The organism is Streptomyces sp. CA-278952 (assembly GCF_028747205.1).
Classification (GTDB): Bacteria; Actinomycetota; Actinomycetes; order Streptomycetales; family Streptomycetaceae; genus Streptomyces.
In genome coordinates, this window is sequence record NZ_CP112880.1 from 1,925,718 (window position 1) to 1,942,579 (window position 16,862).

General features: G+C 71.4%; 17 protein-coding genes. 1 reads left to right on the forward strand and 16 read right to left on the reverse strand.

The genetic code is table 11. The features are described from left to right. Positions 1 to 5: 5 nt before the first annotated feature. The 8 genes from N7925_RS08260 to rpsB form a co-directional block, all read right to left on the reverse strand. The gene (locus N7925_RS08260) at positions 6 to 1,658 is read right to left on the reverse strand and encodes an ABC transporter permease (RefSeq protein ID WP_274346421.1); all 1,653 of its coding nucleotides are present in this window, start codon (positions 1,656 to 1,658) and stop codon (positions 6 to 8) included. 80 nt (positions 1,659 to 1,738) lie between these two features. After that, the gene (locus N7925_RS08265) at positions 1,739 to 2,833 is read right to left on the reverse strand and encodes a thiamine ABC transporter substrate-binding protein (protein ID WP_274343502.1); all 1,095 of its coding nucleotides are present in this window, start codon (positions 2,831 to 2,833) and stop codon (positions 1,739 to 1,741) included. 285 nt (positions 2,834 to 3,118) lie between these two features. Next, entirely contained in the window at positions 3,119 to 4,225 is a 1,107-nt protein-coding gene (gene rlmN, locus N7925_RS08270) for a 23S rRNA (adenine(2503)-C(2))-methyltransferase RlmN (protein WP_018960715.1), read from the reverse strand. A 109-nt stretch (positions 4,226 to 4,334) separates the two neighbouring features. Beyond that, a complete protein-coding gene (locus N7925_RS08275) occupies positions 4,335 to 5,420 on the reverse strand; it encodes a phosphatidate cytidylyltransferase (protein WP_265599044.1) in 1,086 nt (361 codons plus the stop codon). After that, positions 5,420 to 5,977, reverse strand: a complete 558-nt coding sequence (frr, locus tag N7925_RS08280; RefSeq protein ID WP_018960718.1) for a ribosome recycling factor — start codon at positions 5,975 to 5,977, stop codon at positions 5,420 to 5,422. The genes N7925_RS08275 and frr overlap by 1 nt, the downstream gene beginning before the upstream one ends. Before the next feature lie 122 nt (positions 5,978 to 6,099). After that, positions 6,100 to 6,876: a UMP kinase gene (pyrH, locus tag N7925_RS08285; protein ID WP_265599045.1), complete on the reverse strand. Its 777-nt coding sequence runs from the start codon at positions 6,874 to 6,876 to the stop codon at positions 6,100 to 6,102. Between the two features lie 161 nt (positions 6,877 to 7,037). After that, positions 7,038 to 7,874 carry a translation elongation factor Ts gene (tsf, locus tag N7925_RS08290; RefSeq protein WP_265599046.1) on the reverse strand — a complete coding sequence of 279 codons (837 nt, stop codon included), beginning with the start codon at positions 7,872 to 7,874 and terminating at the stop codon, positions 7,038 to 7,040. Between the two features lie 99 nt (positions 7,875 to 7,973). After that, positions 7,974 to 8,930, reverse strand: coding sequence for a 30S ribosomal protein S2 (rpsB, locus tag N7925_RS08295; RefSeq protein ID WP_274343503.1), 957 nt, complete (start codon positions 8,928 to 8,930; stop codon positions 7,974 to 7,976). 323 nt (positions 8,931 to 9,253) lie between these two features. Here rpsB and N7925_RS08300 point away from each other — a divergent pair, with 323 nt between their 5' ends. Then, positions 9,254 to 9,943 (forward strand): murein hydrolase activator EnvC family protein, encoded by a 690-nt coding sequence (locus N7925_RS08300; RefSeq protein WP_265599048.1) that lies wholly within the window; start codon positions 9,254 to 9,256, stop codon positions 9,941 to 9,943. Here the strand turns inward: N7925_RS08300 and N7925_RS08305 are convergent. From N7925_RS08305 to lepB, 8 genes are all read right to left on the reverse strand, one after another. Beyond that, positions 9,933 to 10,490: a TetR/AcrR family transcriptional regulator gene (locus tag N7925_RS08305; protein WP_018960723.1), complete on the reverse strand. Its 558-nt coding sequence runs from the start codon at positions 10,488 to 10,490 to the stop codon at positions 9,933 to 9,935. The genes N7925_RS08300 and N7925_RS08305 overlap by 11 nt on opposite strands. 105 nt (positions 10,491 to 10,595) lie before the next feature. Beyond that, positions 10,596 to 11,432: an RNA polymerase sigma factor WhiG gene (whiG, locus tag N7925_RS08310; protein WP_265599049.1), complete on the reverse strand. Its 837-nt coding sequence runs from the start codon at positions 11,430 to 11,432 to the stop codon at positions 10,596 to 10,598. A gap of 254 nt (positions 11,433 to 11,686) precedes the next feature. After that, a complete protein-coding gene (gene dprA, locus N7925_RS08315; protein ID WP_416222976.1) occupies positions 11,687 to 12,799 on the reverse strand; it encodes a DNA-processing protein DprA in 1,113 nt (370 codons plus the stop codon). A 299-nt stretch (positions 12,800 to 13,098) separates the two neighbouring features. Then, positions 13,099 to 14,721 carry a YifB family Mg chelatase-like AAA ATPase gene (locus N7925_RS08320; protein ID WP_274343504.1) on the reverse strand — a complete coding sequence of 541 codons (1,623 nt, stop codon included), beginning with the start codon at positions 14,719 to 14,721 and terminating at the stop codon, positions 13,099 to 13,101. Beyond that, complete coding sequence (locus N7925_RS08325; protein ID WP_265599051.1) at positions 14,721 to 15,080, reverse strand: YraN family protein; 360 nt, start codon at positions 15,078 to 15,080, stop codon at positions 14,721 to 14,723. The genes N7925_RS08320 and N7925_RS08325 overlap by 1 nt, the downstream gene beginning before the upstream one ends. Before the next feature lie 158 nt (positions 15,081 to 15,238). Then, positions 15,239 to 15,547 (reverse strand): DUF2469 domain-containing protein, encoded by a 309-nt coding sequence (locus N7925_RS08330; protein ID WP_003965949.1) that lies wholly within the window; start codon positions 15,545 to 15,547, stop codon positions 15,239 to 15,241. A 64-nt stretch (positions 15,548 to 15,611) separates the two neighbouring features. Further along, complete coding sequence (locus N7925_RS08335; RefSeq protein ID WP_274343505.1) at positions 15,612 to 16,100, reverse strand: NUDIX hydrolase; 489 nt, start codon at positions 16,098 to 16,100, stop codon at positions 15,612 to 15,614. Then, complete coding sequence (lepB, locus tag N7925_RS08340; RefSeq protein WP_274343506.1) at positions 16,097 to 16,852, reverse strand: signal peptidase I; 756 nt, start codon at positions 16,850 to 16,852, stop codon at positions 16,097 to 16,099. Before lepB ends, N7925_RS08335 begins: the two co-directional genes overlap by 4 nt. Between the last annotated feature and the right edge of the window lie 10 nt (positions 16,853 to 16,862).

The following is a 16,862-nucleotide window of genomic DNA, read 5'->3' on the forward strand; positions in this document are numbered from 1 at the left end:
CTCGTTCAGAACTCCCCGGATCGGTCGGTGCGGATACGTTCGAGGAGCAGCAGCGACACCGCGCACACCAGCATCAGGATCGTGCTGAGGGCCATCGCCTGCCCGTAGTTGAGCTCCCCGGACCGGCCCAGCAGCCGGGCCACGGCGACCGGCAGGGTCGGGTTGTCGGGCCGGGCGATGAAGACCGTCGCGCCGAACTCCCCGAGGGAGACGGCGAAGGCGAAGCCCGCCGCGACCAGCACCGCCCGCCGCACCAACGGCAGATCGACCTCCCGCCAGGCCCGCAGCGGGGAGGCCCCCAGCACGGCTGCGGCCTCCCGCAGCCGGTCGTCGACCGCGCGCAGTACGGGCAGCATGGTCCGTACGACGAAGGGGACGCCGACCAGCGCCTGGGCCAGCGGGACCAGGATCCAGGAGGTCCGCAGGTCGAGCGGCGGCTCGTCCAGGGTGATCAGGAAGCCGAAGCCGACGGTGACGGCGGACACCCCGAGCGGCAGCATCAGCAGCGCGTCGAAGCCGCGGACCAGCGGCCCCGCCCGCCGGGTCAGGGCCGCCGCCGCGAGCCCGCCGACGACGAGCGCGATGAGCGTCGCGACGAGCGCGTACCGCAGGGAGTTGCCGACGGCCTCCAGCGGCGGGACCAGGAAGGTGGAGGAGCCGCCGGACCCGGCCGACTGGAGGGCCCGGTAGTAGCCGAAGCCGTACCCGCCGGATCCGGCAGCCCCGTCGGCTCCGTCGGCTCCGTCGGCTCCGTCGAAGGAACGCTCCACGAGCACCCCGAGCGGCAGCAGGATCAGCAGCAGCGCGGTGAGCAGGACGCCGCCGAGCAGCACCCACTGCCCGGCGCCACGCGGCCGGCGCGAGGTCTGCGCCGGGTCGACGAGCTTCAGCGCCCGCTCCCGGCGGCGTACGGTCACGGCGTGCACGGCCAGGATCGCGCCGACCGCGACGAACTGCACCAGGGTCAGCACGGCCGCCGTGGGCAGGTCCAGCAGCTGCGCGGTCTGCCGGTAGACCTCCACCTCCAGGGTGGCGTACGCGGGTCCGCCGAGGATCTGTACGACGCCGAAGGAGGTGAAGGTGAAGAGGAAGACCATCAGCGCGGCGGCGGCGACGGCCGGGGCGAGCGCGGGCAGCGTCACCCGGCGGAAGGCGGCGAACCGTCCGGCGCCGAGCACCCGGGCGGCCTCCTCCTGCCGGGGGTCCAGCTGGGACCAGAGCCCGCCCACCGTCCGTACGACCACGGCGTAGTTGAAGAAGACGTGGGCCAGCAGGATCGCCCACACGGTGGTGTCCAGACGGACGCCCCACAGTTCGTCGAGGAGCCCGCCCCGCCCCAGCAGCGCCAGGAACGCGGTACCGACGACGACGGTGGGCAGCACGAACGGCACCGTGACGACCGCCCGCAGCAGCTGCTTGCCGGGGAAGTCGAACCGGGCGAAGACATACGCCCCGGGCAGGGCGATCAGCAGGGTGAGCGCGGTCGAGGCGAGGGCCTGCCAGGTGGTGAACCAGAGGACGTCGAGGATGTCCGGGCGGGCCAGCACCTCGCCGATCCGCCCGAACTGCCAGTCGCCTCCCGCCTTGAGCCCGCGGCCGACGATGGCGGTCACGGGATAGGCGAAGAACAGCGCGAAGAACGCGACGGGCACGGCCATCAGGCCGAGCCGCAGCGCGGCCCCGCGCCGCCCGGACCGGTGCCGTTCCCGGGAGGCCTCGGCGGTCTTCACGCCGGGCTCTACTTCAGGACCAGCGACTGCCACGACTGGATCCACTGCTCACGGTTGGCGGTGATCTTCTCGGGTGCGACGGTGGGAGGCGTGTCGATCTTCTCGCCGAACTTCGTGAACAGCTCGGGGAGGGCCGCGTCCTTCACGACCGGGTTCACGAACATGTTCAGCGGCATGTCCTCCTGGAACGTTTTGCTGATCATGAAGTCCAGCAGCGCCTTGCCGCCCGCCTCGTTCTTCGCCCCGGTCAGCAGCCCCGCGTACTCGGTCTGCCGGAAGCAGGTGCCGGTGGCGACCCCGGTGGGCGCCTCCTTCGGCTGCGGGTCGGCGTAGAGCACCTCGACGGGCGGGCTGGAGGCGTAACTGACGACGAGCGGCCGGTCGGCGTTGGCCTTCTTGCCGCCCGCGGAGCCGGAGAACTCCTCGTTGTACGCCTGCTCCCAGCCGTCGACGACTTTGACGCCGTTGGCCTTCAGCTTCTTCCAGTACGCCTCGTAGCCGTCCTCGCCCTGGGCGGCGATGGTGCCGAGGAGGAAGCCGAGGCCGGGCGAGGAGCCGGCGGCGTTCTCGGTGACGAGGAGGTTCTTGTACGCGGGCTTCAGCAGGTCATCGAAGGTCTTCGGCGGGGCGAGCTTCTTGTCGGCGAAGTACTGCTTGTCGTAGTTGACGCAGATGTCGCCGGTGTCGACGGGCGTGACCCGCATCTTCTCGTCCGTCTGTGTGTCCGCCGCGACCGTGTCCAGGCCCTTGGCCTCGTACGCGGTGAACAGACCGTTGTCGAGGGCGCGGGAGAGCAGGGTGTTGTCGACGCCGAAGAAGACGTCGCCGCGCGGGGAGCCCTTGGTCAGGATCTCCTGGTTGAGCGCGGCTCCGGCGTCGCCGCTCTTGAGGATCTCGACCTTGTAGCCGGTCTCCTTCGTGAACGCCTTCAGCACCTTGTCCGACACGTTGAAGGAGTCGTGGCTGACCAGGGTCACGGTCTTCGAGGCCGGGCCCTTGGACTCCCCGGGGCCGGCGGAACCGTCGTCGCCGCAGCCCGCGAGCACGGTGACGCCGAGAGCGGCGGCGAGCGCGGTCGCCGCGTACTTCGTGGTGGTGTTCATGTGATTCCTCCTGGAGATGACCAGGAAGAGACGCGGCCCCGCCCGCTGTCCGGCGAACCGGAAGCGGGCAGGGCGCAACAGCTTGAGTAAGGTCCGAACTTCCTACCCGGAATGACCCGGGCGAGGTTCAGAGGGTCTGCGGCCAACCTGTCCTTGGTGCCGCACTCTCAGCGCTGTGGCGCTCCCCTGTCGGAATATGAAGTTGATTTCCAGCCCAGGCTACACCGGCGGATTTCGGACGCCCGGGCGAGGCCGGCACGCGGAGTCCGCCGACCCGGGAGTCGGCTAGCGCTCGGAGGCCGCGAGTTGCCCGCAGGCCCCGTCGATTTCCTGGCCGCGGGTGTCCCGGACGGTGACGGGCACGCCGTGGGCGGCGATGGCCTCGACGAAGGCCTTCTCGTCCTCGGGCCGCGAGGCGGTCCACTTCGAGCCGGGCGTGGGGTTCAGCGGGATCAGGTTGACGTGCACCCGCTTGCCCTTGAGCAGCCGGCCGAGCCGGTCGCCCCGCCAGGCCTGGTCGTTGATGTCCCGGATCAAGGCGTACTCGATGGAGATCCGGCGGCCGGACTTCTCCGCGTACTCCCAGGCGGCGTCCAGCACCTCGCGGACGTTCCACCGGGTGTTGACGGGGACCAGGGTGTCGCGCAGCTCGTCGTCCGGGGCGTGCAGCGAGACGGCGAGACGGCACTTGAAGCCCTCGTCGGCGAAGCGCAGCATGGCCGGGACGAGGCCCACGGTGGAGACGGTGATCCCGCGCTGCGAGAGGCCGAGACCGTCCGGCTCCGGGTCGGTGAGACGGCGGATCGCGCCGACCACACGGTTGTAGTTGGCGAGCGGCTCGCCCATGCCCATGAAGACGATGTTGGACAGCCGCGCGGGCCCCCCGGGCACCTCGCCGTCGCGCAGGGCGCGCATGCCGTCGACGATCTGGTGCACGATCTCGGCGGTCGACAGATTGCGGTCGAGGCCGGCCTGCCCGGTGGCGCAGAAGGGGCAGTTCATACCGCAGCCGGCCTGTGAGGAGATGCACATCGTGACGCGGTCGGGGTAGCGCATGAGGACGGACTCGACGAGCGTCCCGTCGTGCAGCTTCCACAGGGTCTTGCGCGTGGTGTCGTCGTCGCAGCTGATGTGCCGCATCACGGACATCAGGTCGGGGAACAGCGCCTCGGCGAGCTTCTCCCGCGATCCGGCCGGGATGTTCGTCCACTCGGCCGGGTCGGCCGCGTACCGCGCGAAGTAGTGCTGCGAGAGCTGCTGGGCGCGGAACGGCTTCTCACCGGTCGCGGCGACCGCTTCCTTGCGCTCGGCGGGCGTGAGGTCGGCGATGTGCCGCGGCGGCTTCTTGGATCCGCGGGGCGCGACGAAAGTGAGTTCTCCGGGCTTAGGCATGGTTCATCCAGTGTCGCAGACAGACGGGTGAGGGCCCGCCGCCCTGTGGACGACGGACCCTCACTCGTTAAACGTGCAGGTGGGACAGAGTGCCGGGATGCCGAGGCGGTCAGCCGGAGCCGACGAACAGCACCAGCAGCAGCCAGACGACCGGCGCGGTCGGCAGGAGCGAGTCCAGCCGGTCCATGATGCCGCCGTGGCCGGGGAGCAGGGTGCCCATGTCCTTGATCCCGAGGTCGCGCTTGATCATGGACTCGCCCAGGTCGCCGAGGGTCGCGCTGGCCGCGACCGCGAGGCCGAGCAGCAGTCCCTGCCACCAGGCGCCGTCGTCGATCAGAAACTCCATGCACAGGGCGCCGGCGACCATCGCGAAGGCGACCGCCCCGAGCAGGCCCTCGCGGGTCTTGCCGGGGCTGATGCGCGGGGCGAGCTTGTGCGTCCCGAAGCGCCAGCCGACCGCGTACGCCCCCGTGTCGCTGACCACGGTGAGGATCAGGAAGGTCAGGACCCGCCACGACCCGTCGTCCGCCGTCAGCATCAGGGCGACGAAGGTGGCCAGGAAGGGTACGTAGAACGCCGCGAAGACCCCGGCCGTGACGTCCTTGAGATACCCGTCCGGCGGCTCCGTCATCCGCCAGACCAGCACCGCCAGGGCGGTCAGGGCCACGGCGATCCAGGCACCCTCGGGCCCCCGCGCGTAACCCGCGACGACCATCGCGGCTCCGCCGACAGCCAACGGCACCAGGGGCGCCTTGATGCCCTTGCGTTCCTGGAGGCGGGAGGTCAGCTCCCAAAGGCCGACGACGACCGCGGCCACTATCACGCCGATGAAAGCGGCCTTCACGATGAACAGCGAGACGCCGATGACGGCGCCGAGACCCACGCCCACCCCTATGGCGGCGCGCAGATCACGCCCCGCGCGCTTCTTCTGCGGCGGAGGCGGCATCGGGGTGGACATGGGCTCCTGCGGCTTCTCGTCACGGAACAGGGGGCCGCTGACGTGAGCGGCTTCCCTGTCCCGGTCGTCGCGGCTCTGTGCGTCTCTACCTGCGTCGGGAACGTCCGGCACGTTGGGCATGGGCCGAGTCTGCTGGGCGCCATGCACATCGTGGGCAGGACCCGCCGGGGCAGCACTCATCTCGGGCGTGCCCCAGTAACCGGCTCCTTGCGGGGCACCCCGGGAAGAGTCGTTCATCAGACTTCGAGCAGCTCGGCTTCCTTGTGCTTGAGCAGCTCGTCCACCTGCGCGACGTACTTCGCGGTGGTGTCGTCGAGCTCCTTCTCGGCGCGGCGCACCTCGTCCTCGCCGGACTCCTTGTCCTTGACAAGCTTGTCGAGGGTCTCCTTGGCCTTGCGGCGGATGGAGCGGATCGAGATCTTGGAGTCCTCGGCCTTGGTCTTGGCGACCTTGATGTACTCCTTGCGGCGGTCCTGGGTGAGCTCGGGGAACGTCACCCGGATGATATTGCCGTCGTTGCTCGGGTTGACGCCGAGGTCGGAGTCGCGGATCGCCTGCTCGATGTTGCGCAGCGCGGTCTTGTCGAACGGCGTCACGACGGCCATCCGCGCCTCGGGAACCGAGAACGAGGCCAGCTGGTTGATCGGGGTCAGCGCGCCGTAGTAGTCGGCGACGATCTTGTTGAACATCGCCGGGTGCGCACGGCCGGTACGGATCGCGGCGAAGTCCTCTTTCGCGACGACCACGGCCTTCTCCATCTTCTCCTCGGCCTCGAGGAGGATTTCTTCGATCACCACGTGCTCCTGCGTGTCTTGGGTGGGCCGGGCGTCGTCATCGCCTGGCCCTGCGGGTCCTGCGTCGCGTCCTCACCTGCACGGTGTCCGACCGGCAGGCCGTTGTCCATCCTGGGGGGCCGTCAGGCCCGGGTGCTCTCGTCGCTCACGAGCGTGCCGATCTTCTCACCCTTGACCGCGCGAGCGATATTGCCCTCGACGGTCAGCTCGAAGACGAGGATCGGGAGCTGGTTGTCACGGCAGAGCGTGATGGCGGTGGCGTCGGCGATCTTCAGATTGCGGGTGATCACCTCGCCGTACTCCAGTGCGTCGAACTTCACCGCGTCGGGGTTGGCCTTCGGGTCGGAGTCGTAGACCCCGTCCACGCCGTTCTTCCCCATGAGCAGCGCCTCGGCGTCGATCTCCAGGGCACGCTGGGCGGCGGTGGTGTCGGTGGAGAAGTACGGCATGCCCATACCGGCGCCGAAGATCACCACGCGCCCCTTCTCCAGGTGCCGTACGGCGCGGAGCGGGATGTACGGCTCGGCGACCTGGCCCATGGTGATGGCGGTCTGGACGCGCGAGTCGATGCCCTCCTTCTCCAGGAAGTCCTGGAGCGCCAGGCAGTTCATGACGGTGCCGAGCATGCCCATGTAGTCGGACCGGGCCCGGTCCATGCCGCGCTGCTGGAGCTCGGCGCCGCGGAAGAAGTTGCCTCCTCCGATGACCACCGCGATCTGGGCGCCGTCGCGTACGACGGCGGCGATCTCGCGGGCGATGGTGTGCACGACGTCGGGGTCGACGCCGAGGCCGCCGCCGCCGGCGAATGCCTCACCGGAGAGCTTCAGCATGAAGCGTCCGGAACCCTTGTCGTCGTCGCGCTGGTCGTCGGCCTGAATGGCGTCCGCGCCCTTGTCCATGGAAATTCTCCTCGTGCACATACGAAGAAGGCCATTGCCGGTGGGTCTGGTGTCCCTACAGCGGCAATGGCCTCCTCGTCAGATCTGCGGTCGTCCGGCGTGGGTGCGGCCGTCGACTGCACCAGACCCTATCGGGTCCGGTGCTGTTCGCCCGGACGGACTCAGATGCCGACCTTGATGCGCGAGAAGCGCTTCAGGGTGACACCGGCCTCGTCCAGGACCTTCTGGACCGACTTCTTGGCGTCCAGCGCGTACGGCTGGCCCAGGAGGGTGGCCTCCTTGAAGAAGCCGTTGACCCGGCCCTCGACGATCTTCGGGAGCGCGGCCTCGGGCTTGCCCTCAGCGCGCGTGGTCTCCTCGGCGACGCGACGCTCGGCCTCGACGACCTCGGCCGGGACGTCCTCGCGGGACAGGTACTTCGGGGCGAAGGCGGCGATGTGCTGCGCGATGCCCTTGGCCAGCTCGGCGTCGGCCTTGTCCAGCTCGACCAGGACACCGATCTGCGGGGGCAGGTCGGGCATGGTGCGGTGCATGTACACACCGACGAACGCGCCCGTGAACTGCGCGAAGCGGTCCAGGACGATCTTCTCGCCGAGGTTGGCGTTGGCTTCGTCGACGTACGCCTGGACGGTCTTGCCGGCCTCGATCTCGGACGCGAGGAGCGCCTCGATGTCGGCCGGGGAGGTCGCGGCGACGTGAGCCGCGAGGGTGTTGGCGACGGCCTGGAACTTCTCGCCCTTGGCGACGAAGTCCGTCTCGCACTTCAGCTCGAGGAGAACGCCGGACGTCTGGTCCTCGGAGACGAGGGAGACGACGGCACCGTTCTCGGCAGAGCGGCCCTCGCGCTTGGCGACGCCCTTCTGGCCCTTGATACGGAGCGCCTCGACGGCCTTGTCGACGTTGCCGTCGGCCTCGTCGAGCGCCTTCTTGCAGTCCATCATGCCGGCGCCGGTGAGCTCGCGGAGCTTCTTGACGTCAGCGGCGGTGTAGTTCGCCATGAGTCTGTATGTCTCTCTCGAAGTCTGAAAGATCTACGGGTGAACGGCGGGGGCGACGCTTGTGGCGTCGGCCCCCGCCGTCAGCAGCCGTGACGGGTGTCAGGCCTGCTCGGCGTCCGCGTCGGCGGCCGGGGCCTCGGCGGCGGCCGGAGCCTCGACAGCGGCCTCGGCCTCGGCCTCGGCGACGGCCTCGGCCGGCGTCTCGGCGTCGGCTTCGGCGTCCTTCTCGGTCTCGACGGAGGACTGGACATCGGCGACAGCCGCGGTCTCGTCCTTCTTGTCGCCCTCGAGCAGGTCGCGCTCCCACTCGGCGAGGGGCTCGCCGGCGGCCTTCTCGCCCGGCTTCGAGTCACCGGTGGCGGCACCGGAGCGGGCGATGAGGCCCTCGGCGACGGCGTCGGCGATCACGCGGGTGAGCAGGGTGACGGAGCGGATCGCGTCGTCGTTGCCCGGGATCTTGTAGTCGACCTCGTCGGGGTCGCAGTTGGTGTCGAGGATCGCGACGACCGGGATGTGGAGCTTGCGCGCCTCACCGACGGCGATGTGCTCCTTCTTGGTGTCGACGATCCAGACGGCGCTGGGCACCTTCTGCATCTCGCGGATACCACCGAGGGTCTTCTCCAGCTTGGCCTTCTCGCGCGAGAGGACCAGGAGCTCCTTCTTGGTGAGGCCGGAGGCGGCCACGTCCTCGAAGTCGATGAGCTCGAGCTCCTTCAGACGCTGAAGGCGCTTGTAGACGGTGGAGAAGTTGGTGAGCATGCCACCGAGCCAACGCTGGTTGACGTACGGCATGCCGACGCGCGTCGCCTGCTCGGCGATGGCCTCCTGGGCCTGCTTCTTCGTACCCACGAACATGATGGAGCCGCCGTGGGCGACGGTCTCCTTGACGAACTCGTAGGCGCGGTCGATGTACGACAGCGACTGGAGCAGGTCGATGATGTAGATGCCGTTGCGCTCGGTGAAGATGAAGCGCTTCATCTTCGGGTTCCAGCGACGGGTCTGGTGACCGAAGTGGACGCCGCTTTCCAGCAGCTCCCGCATCGTGACGACGGCCATGGCCGTACTCCTTGAGGTGCTCGGTTATCGCGACCGCAGGTTTGCGCTCGCGCCTGACGCCCCGACGCGCCGTGCCACGAGGGACCGAGGAGCGCGGCCACCTCCGAGAAGAGGGAGGTGGCGGGGCGTGCGAAGTCGACCCGGTGACCCGGATCGCCGTAAGAAGTGTACGGGACCGGTCGGGTGCCTGGTGACGGCGATGTCCACAACCGGGCGCCGGTGACGTCCACGGCCGGGTGGCCGCGATGTCCACAACCGGCGAGTAGTCCACAGAAACGGTCCTTGGTCCCCGGAATCCAGGCCTCCGGGCCATCGTGGCGGTCATGCGCCTTCAGTCCGGCCCACGCCGCTCCCCCACCCGCCGCACCCCGTTCCCGCTGCTCCTGGTGCTCCTTGTGCTCCCGCTCCACGTGCTGTTCCCGGCCGGTCCATCGGCCCCGGGTGGGTCGGTCGTGCCGACCGGAGCCCTCGCGTCCTCGCCGGGAGCGGGCGCTGAGGCCGCCGTCCGCGCGGACGGCGGCACGGAGGGTGGCACGGACGGCGGCGCCCGGAGCTGGCCGCTGGCGGGGAGGCCCGCGGTGCTACGGGGGTGGGAGCCGCCCGCCGGTCCGTACGGGCCCGGCCACCGCGGCGTGGACCTCGCGGCGGGGCCGGGCGCCCGGGTGCTGGCGGTCGCCGACGGCCGGGTGTCGTTCGCGGGGCGGGTGGCGGGGCGCGGGGTGGTCGCCGTCGAGGTGGCCGGCAGCGGTTCGCCGCCGCTGCGCACCACGTACGAGCCGGTGCGGGCGCTGGTCGAGGAGGGCGCGAGCGCCCGGGCCGGGCAGCCGGTCGGGGTGCTGGAGGAAGGGCCGTTCCACTGCGACGGGGGCTGTCTGCACTGGGGGCTGCGGCGCGGGGGCGCCTATCTGGACCCGCTCTCGCTGCTGCCGCCCTCACTGCTGCGGAGGGGCCCCTCGCGGCTGCTGCCGGTGTTCGGGGTGCCGGAGCCGGACGCCGCCGGGGTCAGCCGCTGACGCCGCGCAGGACCATCGCGACGACGGTGTCCGCGATGACGCCCGGCTCCTCCGCGACACCCAGTTCGATACGGCGCACGGCCGCGTCGACCGAACCCTGCATGAGCATGGCGGCCAGTCTCGGCTGTGTGTGGCCGAGGTCGCCCAGCGCTTCGACGATCATGGCGATCAGTCCGCCGTGCGCGGCCCGGATCTTCTCCCGGGCGCCCGCGTCCAGCTCACTCGCCGAGATCGCGACGACCGCGCGGTGGCGACGGTCCCCGACGAGATCGAGCTGCCGGCGCACATACGCCTCGATCTTCGCCTCGGGCGTCTCGGCGCCCTGCATGGCGTTCTCGACCTCGGCCGCCCAGACGGGGAAGTCGACGGCGCACAGCTCCTCGACGACGGCGGCACGGGAGCGGAAGTACTCGTACACGGAGGAGCGCGCGAGGCCCGTGCGCTCGGCGAGCGCGGGGAAGGTCAGCGCCTCCGTACCGCCCTCGGACAGCAAGGAGCGCGCGGCGTCCAGGAGGGCGCCGCGCTGCATGGTCCGGTGCTCGGCCACGGAGGCCGCTCGAATCCTGGGCACGCCTCCACTCTACGGCGGCAGGCGTACGGGGGAAGGGCACGGCCGCCGATCGGATGGCCGGAGAGTGCCGGGAAGGGGCCGTCAGCGGCCCGCGTCGGCCAGCTTGGCCCGGAGCTGGAGCACGGACTTGGTGTGGATCTGGCTGACCCGGCTCTCGGTCACCCCGAGGACGTTGCCGATCTCCGCGAGGGTGAGGCCCTCGTAGTAGTAGAGGGTCACCACGGTCTTCTCGCGGTCGGGGAGGGTGTTGATGGCCCGCGCCAGCAGCCTTCTCAGCTCGCGGTCCTCGGCGACCTCCACCGGATTGTCGGCGGCGGTGTCCTCCAGGGTGTCCATCAGGCTCAGCCGGTCGCCGCCCTCGCCGCCGACATGCAGCAGCTCCTCCAGCGCGACCACGTTCGCCAACGACAACTGGCTGAAAACAGCGTGCAGTTCTTCCAGTGCGATGCCCATCTCCGAGGCGACTTCGGCCTCCGACGGCGTACGCCGGAACTGCGCCTCCAGCGTGGCGTACGCGCGCTCCACGTTCCGCGCCTTCTGCCGGACGGACCGGGGGATCCAGTCCAGGGCCCGGAGTTCGTCGATCATCGCGCCGCGGATCCTGGTGATCGCGTATGTCTCGAACTTGATGGCCCGTTCGATGTCGAACTTCTCGATGGCGTCGATCAGTCCGAAGACCCCGGAGGAGACGAAGTCGGCCTGCTCGACGTTGGACGGCAGCCCCACGCTCACCCGGCCCGCGACGTACTTCACGAGCGGCGAGTAGTGCAGGATCAGCTGCTCCCGCAGTCGCTCGTCGCCCGTGGCCTTGTAGGAGCGCCACAACTCGTCGAGGGAGGAGGGGGCGGGAGGGCGCACAGTGCCACGCGCAACCGGTGGTACTGCCGCGCGGTCAGACCCGGAGGTGTGCTGGGGCATGTGGTGCCTTGAGCCGTTCTGCCGTGAAGTGCTGGGGGACTTTTGTCTGGGGCGGAATCCTTGTGAGCGTAGCGTGACCGCAACGTCGCAGTCCGCGCAGGAAGGGAGATCCCTGCCGCCTGATCGCGTTCCGCCGTTCACGCCGTCCGCGCCCGCCGGAGGCCGGGGCCGCCGCCGTGGGCGCGGGCCCTGAACACGTCACCGATCGATCGTGCGAGGTCATCGGCCTTACCTTTTCACCCGAATGCTCCAGGTCAAGTACCGCCTCGCCGCGCGTCGTCGTTGCGTGCCGACGGAAGCGTCAACCGCCAGCCGTCGCCTTCGCGTTCGACGAACCCCAGTGAGTGCAGTTCGTACAGGCGGCCGAGCGTTTCGTCGGCGGACGTCCCCGCGGTGCGGGCGAGGTCACGGGGGTGGGCGAGACCGTGGTAGGGGAGTGCGTCGAGGACCCGCGCGGTGACCGCGTCCAGGTGGTCCCTGGGCAACACCGGGCCACGGCGGACCGGGGAGAGGTCGCCGATCTCCCCGACCATCTCGACGACTTCGTCCGCGTCGGTGACGAGCACGCCCTCGCCGCGCAACAGCTCGTGGACCCCTGCCGACAGTCCGCTGGTGGCGGGGCCGGGAACCCCCATCGCGACGCGGCCGAGCCGTTGGGCCTGGCGGGCGGTGACCAGCGAACCGCTGCGGTATTCGGCCTCCACCACGACCGTCCCCCTGGTCAGCGCGGCGATCACACGGTTGCGCAGGATGAAGCGGCTGCGGGTGGGGTGGGAGGACGGGGGCAACTCGGCGACGATGAGGCCCTGTTGTGCCAGCCGCCCCAGCAACTCGGCGTGGCCGCGCGGGTAGGAGACGTCGACCCCGCAGGCCAGCACCGCCGTCGTCGCTCCGCCCGCGGCCAGCGCGCCGCGGTGGGCGGCCCCGTCCACCCCGAACGCCGCGCCCGACACCACCACCCAGCCCCGCTCGGCGAGCCCGGAGCCGAGGGCCGCCGCCATGTGCGCCCCGTACGGGGTGCAGGCCCTCGCGCCGACCACCGCGACCGAGCGCAGCGACCACAGCCGCAGATCGGGCCGCCCTCGCACCCAGAGCCCGACGGGCCGCGCGTCGCCCAGGTCGTCCAGTTGGCTCGGCCACTCACGGTCCCCCGGGCAGACGAAGCGCCCGCCCACCGCGGCGACCGCGGCCAGGTCCCGTCCCGGCTCCGCTCCGGCGGCCCGCAGCCGGTAGCCCCCGAGCCGTGCGGCGGTCATCCCGGGCAGCTTCTCGGCGGAGCCGTCCTCGGCGGTGAACCTCCGCATCAGCTCGACGGGGCCGGTCCGCCGGAGCCAGCGCCCCGCGCGCTCGTCCCCCGGCTCCAGCACCCGGGTCAGCGCGGCCCTGGCCAGCCGCTCCGCCTCCCCGCCCCGGCCGAGGTCCCCACCGCCGTCCCGGACGGGCTCCCGCTCGTGCCCCCGGCCGCCGGACTGCGCGCCGCCCTCCCGGCCCGCCCCGGGCCCGGGCTCCCGGACCAGCTCCGCGCCGCCCTCCCGGGCCGGCGCCGGCCCGCGCTCCCGGTACGACCCGCGCCCCCGGCTCTCGCCCGGGCCACCTTCGCGGACCGGCTCCCGGCCAGGCCCCGGCGGGCACCCCGGCCCCGTCAGCCCCTCCCCCGCCAGCCCGGTCACCGCTCCCCCGCCCTCATCGGCACCCCGCGCTGGATGCCCGTACGCAGCTCCAGGGCGGACGCCACGTCGGAGGCGTCCGGGCGGGCGGCTCCCCGCAAATCCGCCACGGTCCAGGCCACTCTCAGCACCCGGTCCAGTCCCCGGGCCGTGAGGATCCCGCGCTCCAGATCCCGCTCCGCGGCCGCCAGCGCTCCCGGGGCCGCGAGCAGCCGGGTCCGCAGCTCGTGGCCCGGCACCTCGCTGTTCGTGGTCCACGGGGTGCCGGCCAGCCGCTCGGCCGCCCGCGCCCTGGCGTCCCGCACCCGTGCGGCGACGACGGCCGTCGACTCGCCCCGGCCGCCCTGCCCCAGGAGGTCCGCGCGGTCGACCGGCTCCACCTCGACCCGCAGGTCCACCCGGTCGAGGAGAGGCCCGGACAGCCGCGCCTGATAGCGGCGGACGACCGAGGGCGGGCACTCGCAGCCCGCGCCGGTGAGCGAGTGCCGGCCGCAGGGGCACGGATTGGCGGCCAGCACCATCAGGAAGCGGGCCGGCAGCCGCACCACCCCCGCGGACCGCGCGACCACCACGTGCCCCGACTCCAGCGGCTGCCGCAGCGCGTCGAGGGCCTTGCCCGAGAACTCCGGGGCCTCGTCCAGAAAGAGCACCCCGCGGTGGGCCAGGGACACCGCCCCGGGTCTCGGCATCCCGTTGCCCCCGCCGACCAGGGACTGCATGGTCGCCGAGTGGTGCGGGGCGCAGTAGGGGGCCCGGGAGACGAGCGGTTCACCCGGGGGGAGGATGCCCGCCACGGAGTGGACCGCCGTCACTTCGAGGGACTCCTGCCGGGTCAACGGCGGCAGGACCGACGACAGCCGCTCGGCCAGCATGGTCTTTCCGGCGCCCGGCGGGCCCGAGAACAGCAGATGGTGTCCGCCGGCCGCGGCCACCTCCAGGGCCTGGCGCGGGCGCGGCTGCCCGGCGACGTCCGCCAGGTCGGGCCGGTGCCCGTCCCCCCGCCCGGCGGCCGGCACGAGCCCCGTACCGAGGCCTGTGCCCGGGATCATGAGCCCGGCCAGCATGGCGTCGGGGCGTCCCTGGCCGTCGACCGGTTCCTCGGGCACCGGTTCGTCGCACAGGACGGCGATGAGCTGGCGCAGGCTCCGGACGCCGAGGACCGAGACCCCCGGCACCAGGGCCGCCTCCCCGGCCGTCTGCTCGGGGACCACGACCTGCTCGTACCCCGCTTCGGCCGCCGCGAGGACGGCGGGCAGCACGCCCCGTACCGGACGGACCCGGCCGTCCAGACCCAGCTCGCCGATCATCACCACGTCGGCGATCGTGGCGGGGTCGATCCGCTCCGCAGCCCCGAGGACCGCACATGCGACGGCGAGGTCGAAGCCCGAACCGCTCTTCGGCACGGAGGCCGGGGAGAGGCCGACCGTGAGCTTCTTCTGCGGCCACTCGGCACCGGAATTGACCACGGCGGCCCGCACCCGGTCCCGGCTCTCGACCAGGCTCTTGTCCGGCAGTCCGACCAGGGTGAAGGCCGCCACGCCCGGCTCCAGGTCCGCCTGGACCTCCACCACCACGCCCTCGACGCCGACCAGCGCCACGGAACACGCTCGCGCGAAGCCCATCAGAACACCCCCCTGGCGTGCTCCGCGACCGGGGCTCCGCGCCGGGGCACGAGCACCCCGATCAGATCGATGCGGACGCCGCCGGACGGTGGCCCGCCGTGCCGGTCGAGCCAGATCTCGGCGAGCCGTCGCAGCCGGTCCGCCTTGACCGGGCCGACCGCCGCCATGGGGTGTTCGAACGCGTGTGACCTGCGCGTCTTCACCTCGCAGAAGACCAGGGCGTCGCCGTCCCTGGCCACGATGTCGATCTCTCCGGCGCGACAGCGCCAGTTGCGCTCGACCACCGCCATGCCGGCTTCGGCCAGCAGCCGCGCCGCCAGGTCCTCGCCGTACCGCCCGAGTGCCCCCCGTGCGTTCATATCGGCACCACCTCCGGCACCGACTGTGACCCGGACCGCCGCAAGATGTGGATCTTGGTGGACAACTCCGCGGATGTGGAAAACCCGGCCACCCGCAAGGGTGACCGGGTCGTATCCGCGAAGCGCGTATCGGGGGCCCGGCAGCGGGCGGCGCGGGATCAGCCTCCCGGAAGTTCCAGATCGCTCTTGTTGAGCTCTTCGATGTTGACGTCCTTGAAGGTCAGCACGCGGACCTGCTTGACGAACCTCGCGGGCCGGTACATGTCCCAGACCCAGGCGTCCGCCATGGACACCTCGAAGAAAACCTCACCCTGGACGGAGTGCACCTGCATCTCGTAGTCGTTGGTGAGGTAGAAGCGCCGTTCGGTCTCGATCACATATTTGAACAGACCGACGACATCGCGGTACTCCCGGTAGAGCTTCAGCTCCATCTCGGTCTCGTACTTCTCGAGGTCCTCGGCGCTCATGGCATGTTTCCCCTTCAGCCGTGCGTGCCCCCATTGTGCGTCAGCCTCCGGCACCCCTGGACGATTAGACGATTTCGGGGGCCAGAACCAGCGGATCGCACGGGGGACCCTCGTCGAGGAGCGTGCGGAGCAGCTCGGCGAGTCTGGTCGGGTACACCGTCTCACGCGTCGCGAGCAGTTCGGCGGAAGTCCACCACCTCAGACCGGCGACGCTGCGCAGTTCCAGGTCGGTGAGGCCCTGCGGGGCCGTCGCGGTCTGCGTCGTACGGGCCAGGTAGTACCACTCGTCCTGGTCCCAGCGCCGCCCGTCGAACGGGAAGGAACAGATCCGGGTCCAGAGCAGCGGGCCCAGCTCGATGTCCCTGATCCCGGTCTCCTCCTCCAGCTCGCGGCGGGCCGCCGCCTCCCGGGTCTCGTCGCCCTCCAGGCCCCCGCCCGGGGTGAACCACCAGGCGTCGTGCGGGTCGTCCGGCTCATGGCCGTGCAGCAGCAGGACGCGGTCGTCGGGGTCCAGGAGGACCACCCGGGCGACCCTGCGGGCCGCGGAGGTCATCGGGCCGCTCCGGCGGGTGTGGACCGGCGGGCGAGGCGCGCCGCCACGGGCCCGTACACCGCGCCGACGAGGATCAGTACGGCTCCCACCACGATCGCGCCCAGCTGGAACGGCAGCGGGCCGGCGGCTGACACCCCGCCGGGCAGCGCGGCGAACGAGGAGGGCCGGTCGATCATGCCGTCCATCGGCCAGGCCACCGCGTCCACCCGGGCCCGCACCGCGCTCAGCGGCACGGAGCCCTCGCCGCCGTCCTGGAGGTGGACGCGGGAGTCCAGGGAGGTGGCCCGTTCGTCGCCGAGCAGAAATATCTGGCCCTGGGGCACGGTGGCGGAGAAGGGCTGGGGCGAGGCCGGCGCCTTCTTGCCCGGGGCCGCCGGGCCCCGGTCGAGGTAGGGCTCGTCGACGGGGGTTCCGTTGACGGTGAGCCGCCCGTCCCGGTCGCAGCAGGCCACCTTGTCGCCGCCGGTCCCGACGACACGCTTCATCATCGGTGTGGCGCCCCAGACCTCGTCGGTGAAGACCACCACGTCACCGCGCCGGACGTCGGCGCCGTCTATCCGCTCGGCGAGCACCCGGTCACCGGGCCTCACCGTGGGGGACATCGAGTCGGTCGGGACCGTGTACGGCTGGTAGACCACCGCCGCCCAGACGAAACCGCCGAGGAAGAGCACACAGCCGACGGCCACGGCCAAGCCAGACACCATGGCGCCGAGCCGGCCGCGGCCGTCTTCCCTGCGTCCTGTACCGCTCATCCCAGCGCTC

Bases quoted from the DNA above. Each gene is read 5' to 3' on its own strand.
- N7925_RS08260 (WP_274346421.1), bottom strand. From the start codon at position 1,658: ATGGCCGTGCCCGTCGCGTTCTTCGCGCTGTTCTTCGCCTATCCCGTG.
- N7925_RS08265 (WP_274343502.1), bottom strand. From the start codon at position 2,833: ATGAACACCACCACGAAGTACGCGGCGACCGCGCTCGCCGCCGCTCTC.
- rlmN (WP_018960715.1), bottom strand. From the start codon at position 4,225: ATGCCTAAGCCCGGAGAACTCACTTTCGTCGCGCCCCGCGGATCCAAG.
- N7925_RS08275 (WP_265599044.1), bottom strand. From the start codon at position 5,420: ATGAACGACTCTTCCCGGGGTGCCCCGCAAGGAGCCGGTTACTGGGGC.
- pyrH (WP_265599045.1), bottom strand. From the start codon at position 6,876: ATGGACAAGGGCGCGGACGCCATTCAGGCCGACGACCAGCGCGACGAC.
- tsf (WP_265599046.1), bottom strand. From the start codon at position 7,874: ATGGCGAACTACACCGCCGCTGACGTCAAGAAGCTCCGCGAGCTCACC.
- rpsB (WP_274343503.1), bottom strand. From the start codon at position 8,930: ATGGCCGTCGTCACGATGCGGGAGCTGCTGGAAAGCGGCGTCCACTTC.
- N7925_RS08300 (WP_265599048.1), top strand. From the start codon at position 9,254: ATGCGCCTTCAGTCCGGCCCACGCCGCTCCCCCACCCGCCGCACCCCG.
- whiG (WP_265599049.1), bottom strand. From the start codon at position 11,432: ATGCCCCAGCACACCTCCGGGTCTGACCGCGCGGCAGTACCACCGGTT.
- N7925_RS08320 (WP_274343504.1), bottom strand. From the start codon at position 14,721: ATGGGCTTCGCGCGAGCGTGTTCCGTGGCGCTGGTCGGCGTCGAGGGC.
- N7925_RS08325 (WP_265599051.1), bottom strand. From the start codon at position 15,080: ATGAACGCACGGGGGGCACTCGGGCGGTACGGCGAGGACCTGGCGGCG.
- N7925_RS08330 (WP_003965949.1), bottom strand. From the start codon at position 15,547: ATGAGCGCCGAGGACCTCGAGAAGTACGAGACCGAGATGGAGCTGAAG.
- N7925_RS08335 (WP_274343505.1), bottom strand. From the start codon at position 16,100: ATGACCTCCGCGGCCCGCAGGGTCGCCCGGGTGGTCCTCCTGGACCCC.
- lepB (WP_274343506.1), bottom strand. From the start codon at position 16,852: ATGAGCGGTACAGGACGCAGGGAAGACGGCCGCGGCCGGCTCGGCGCC.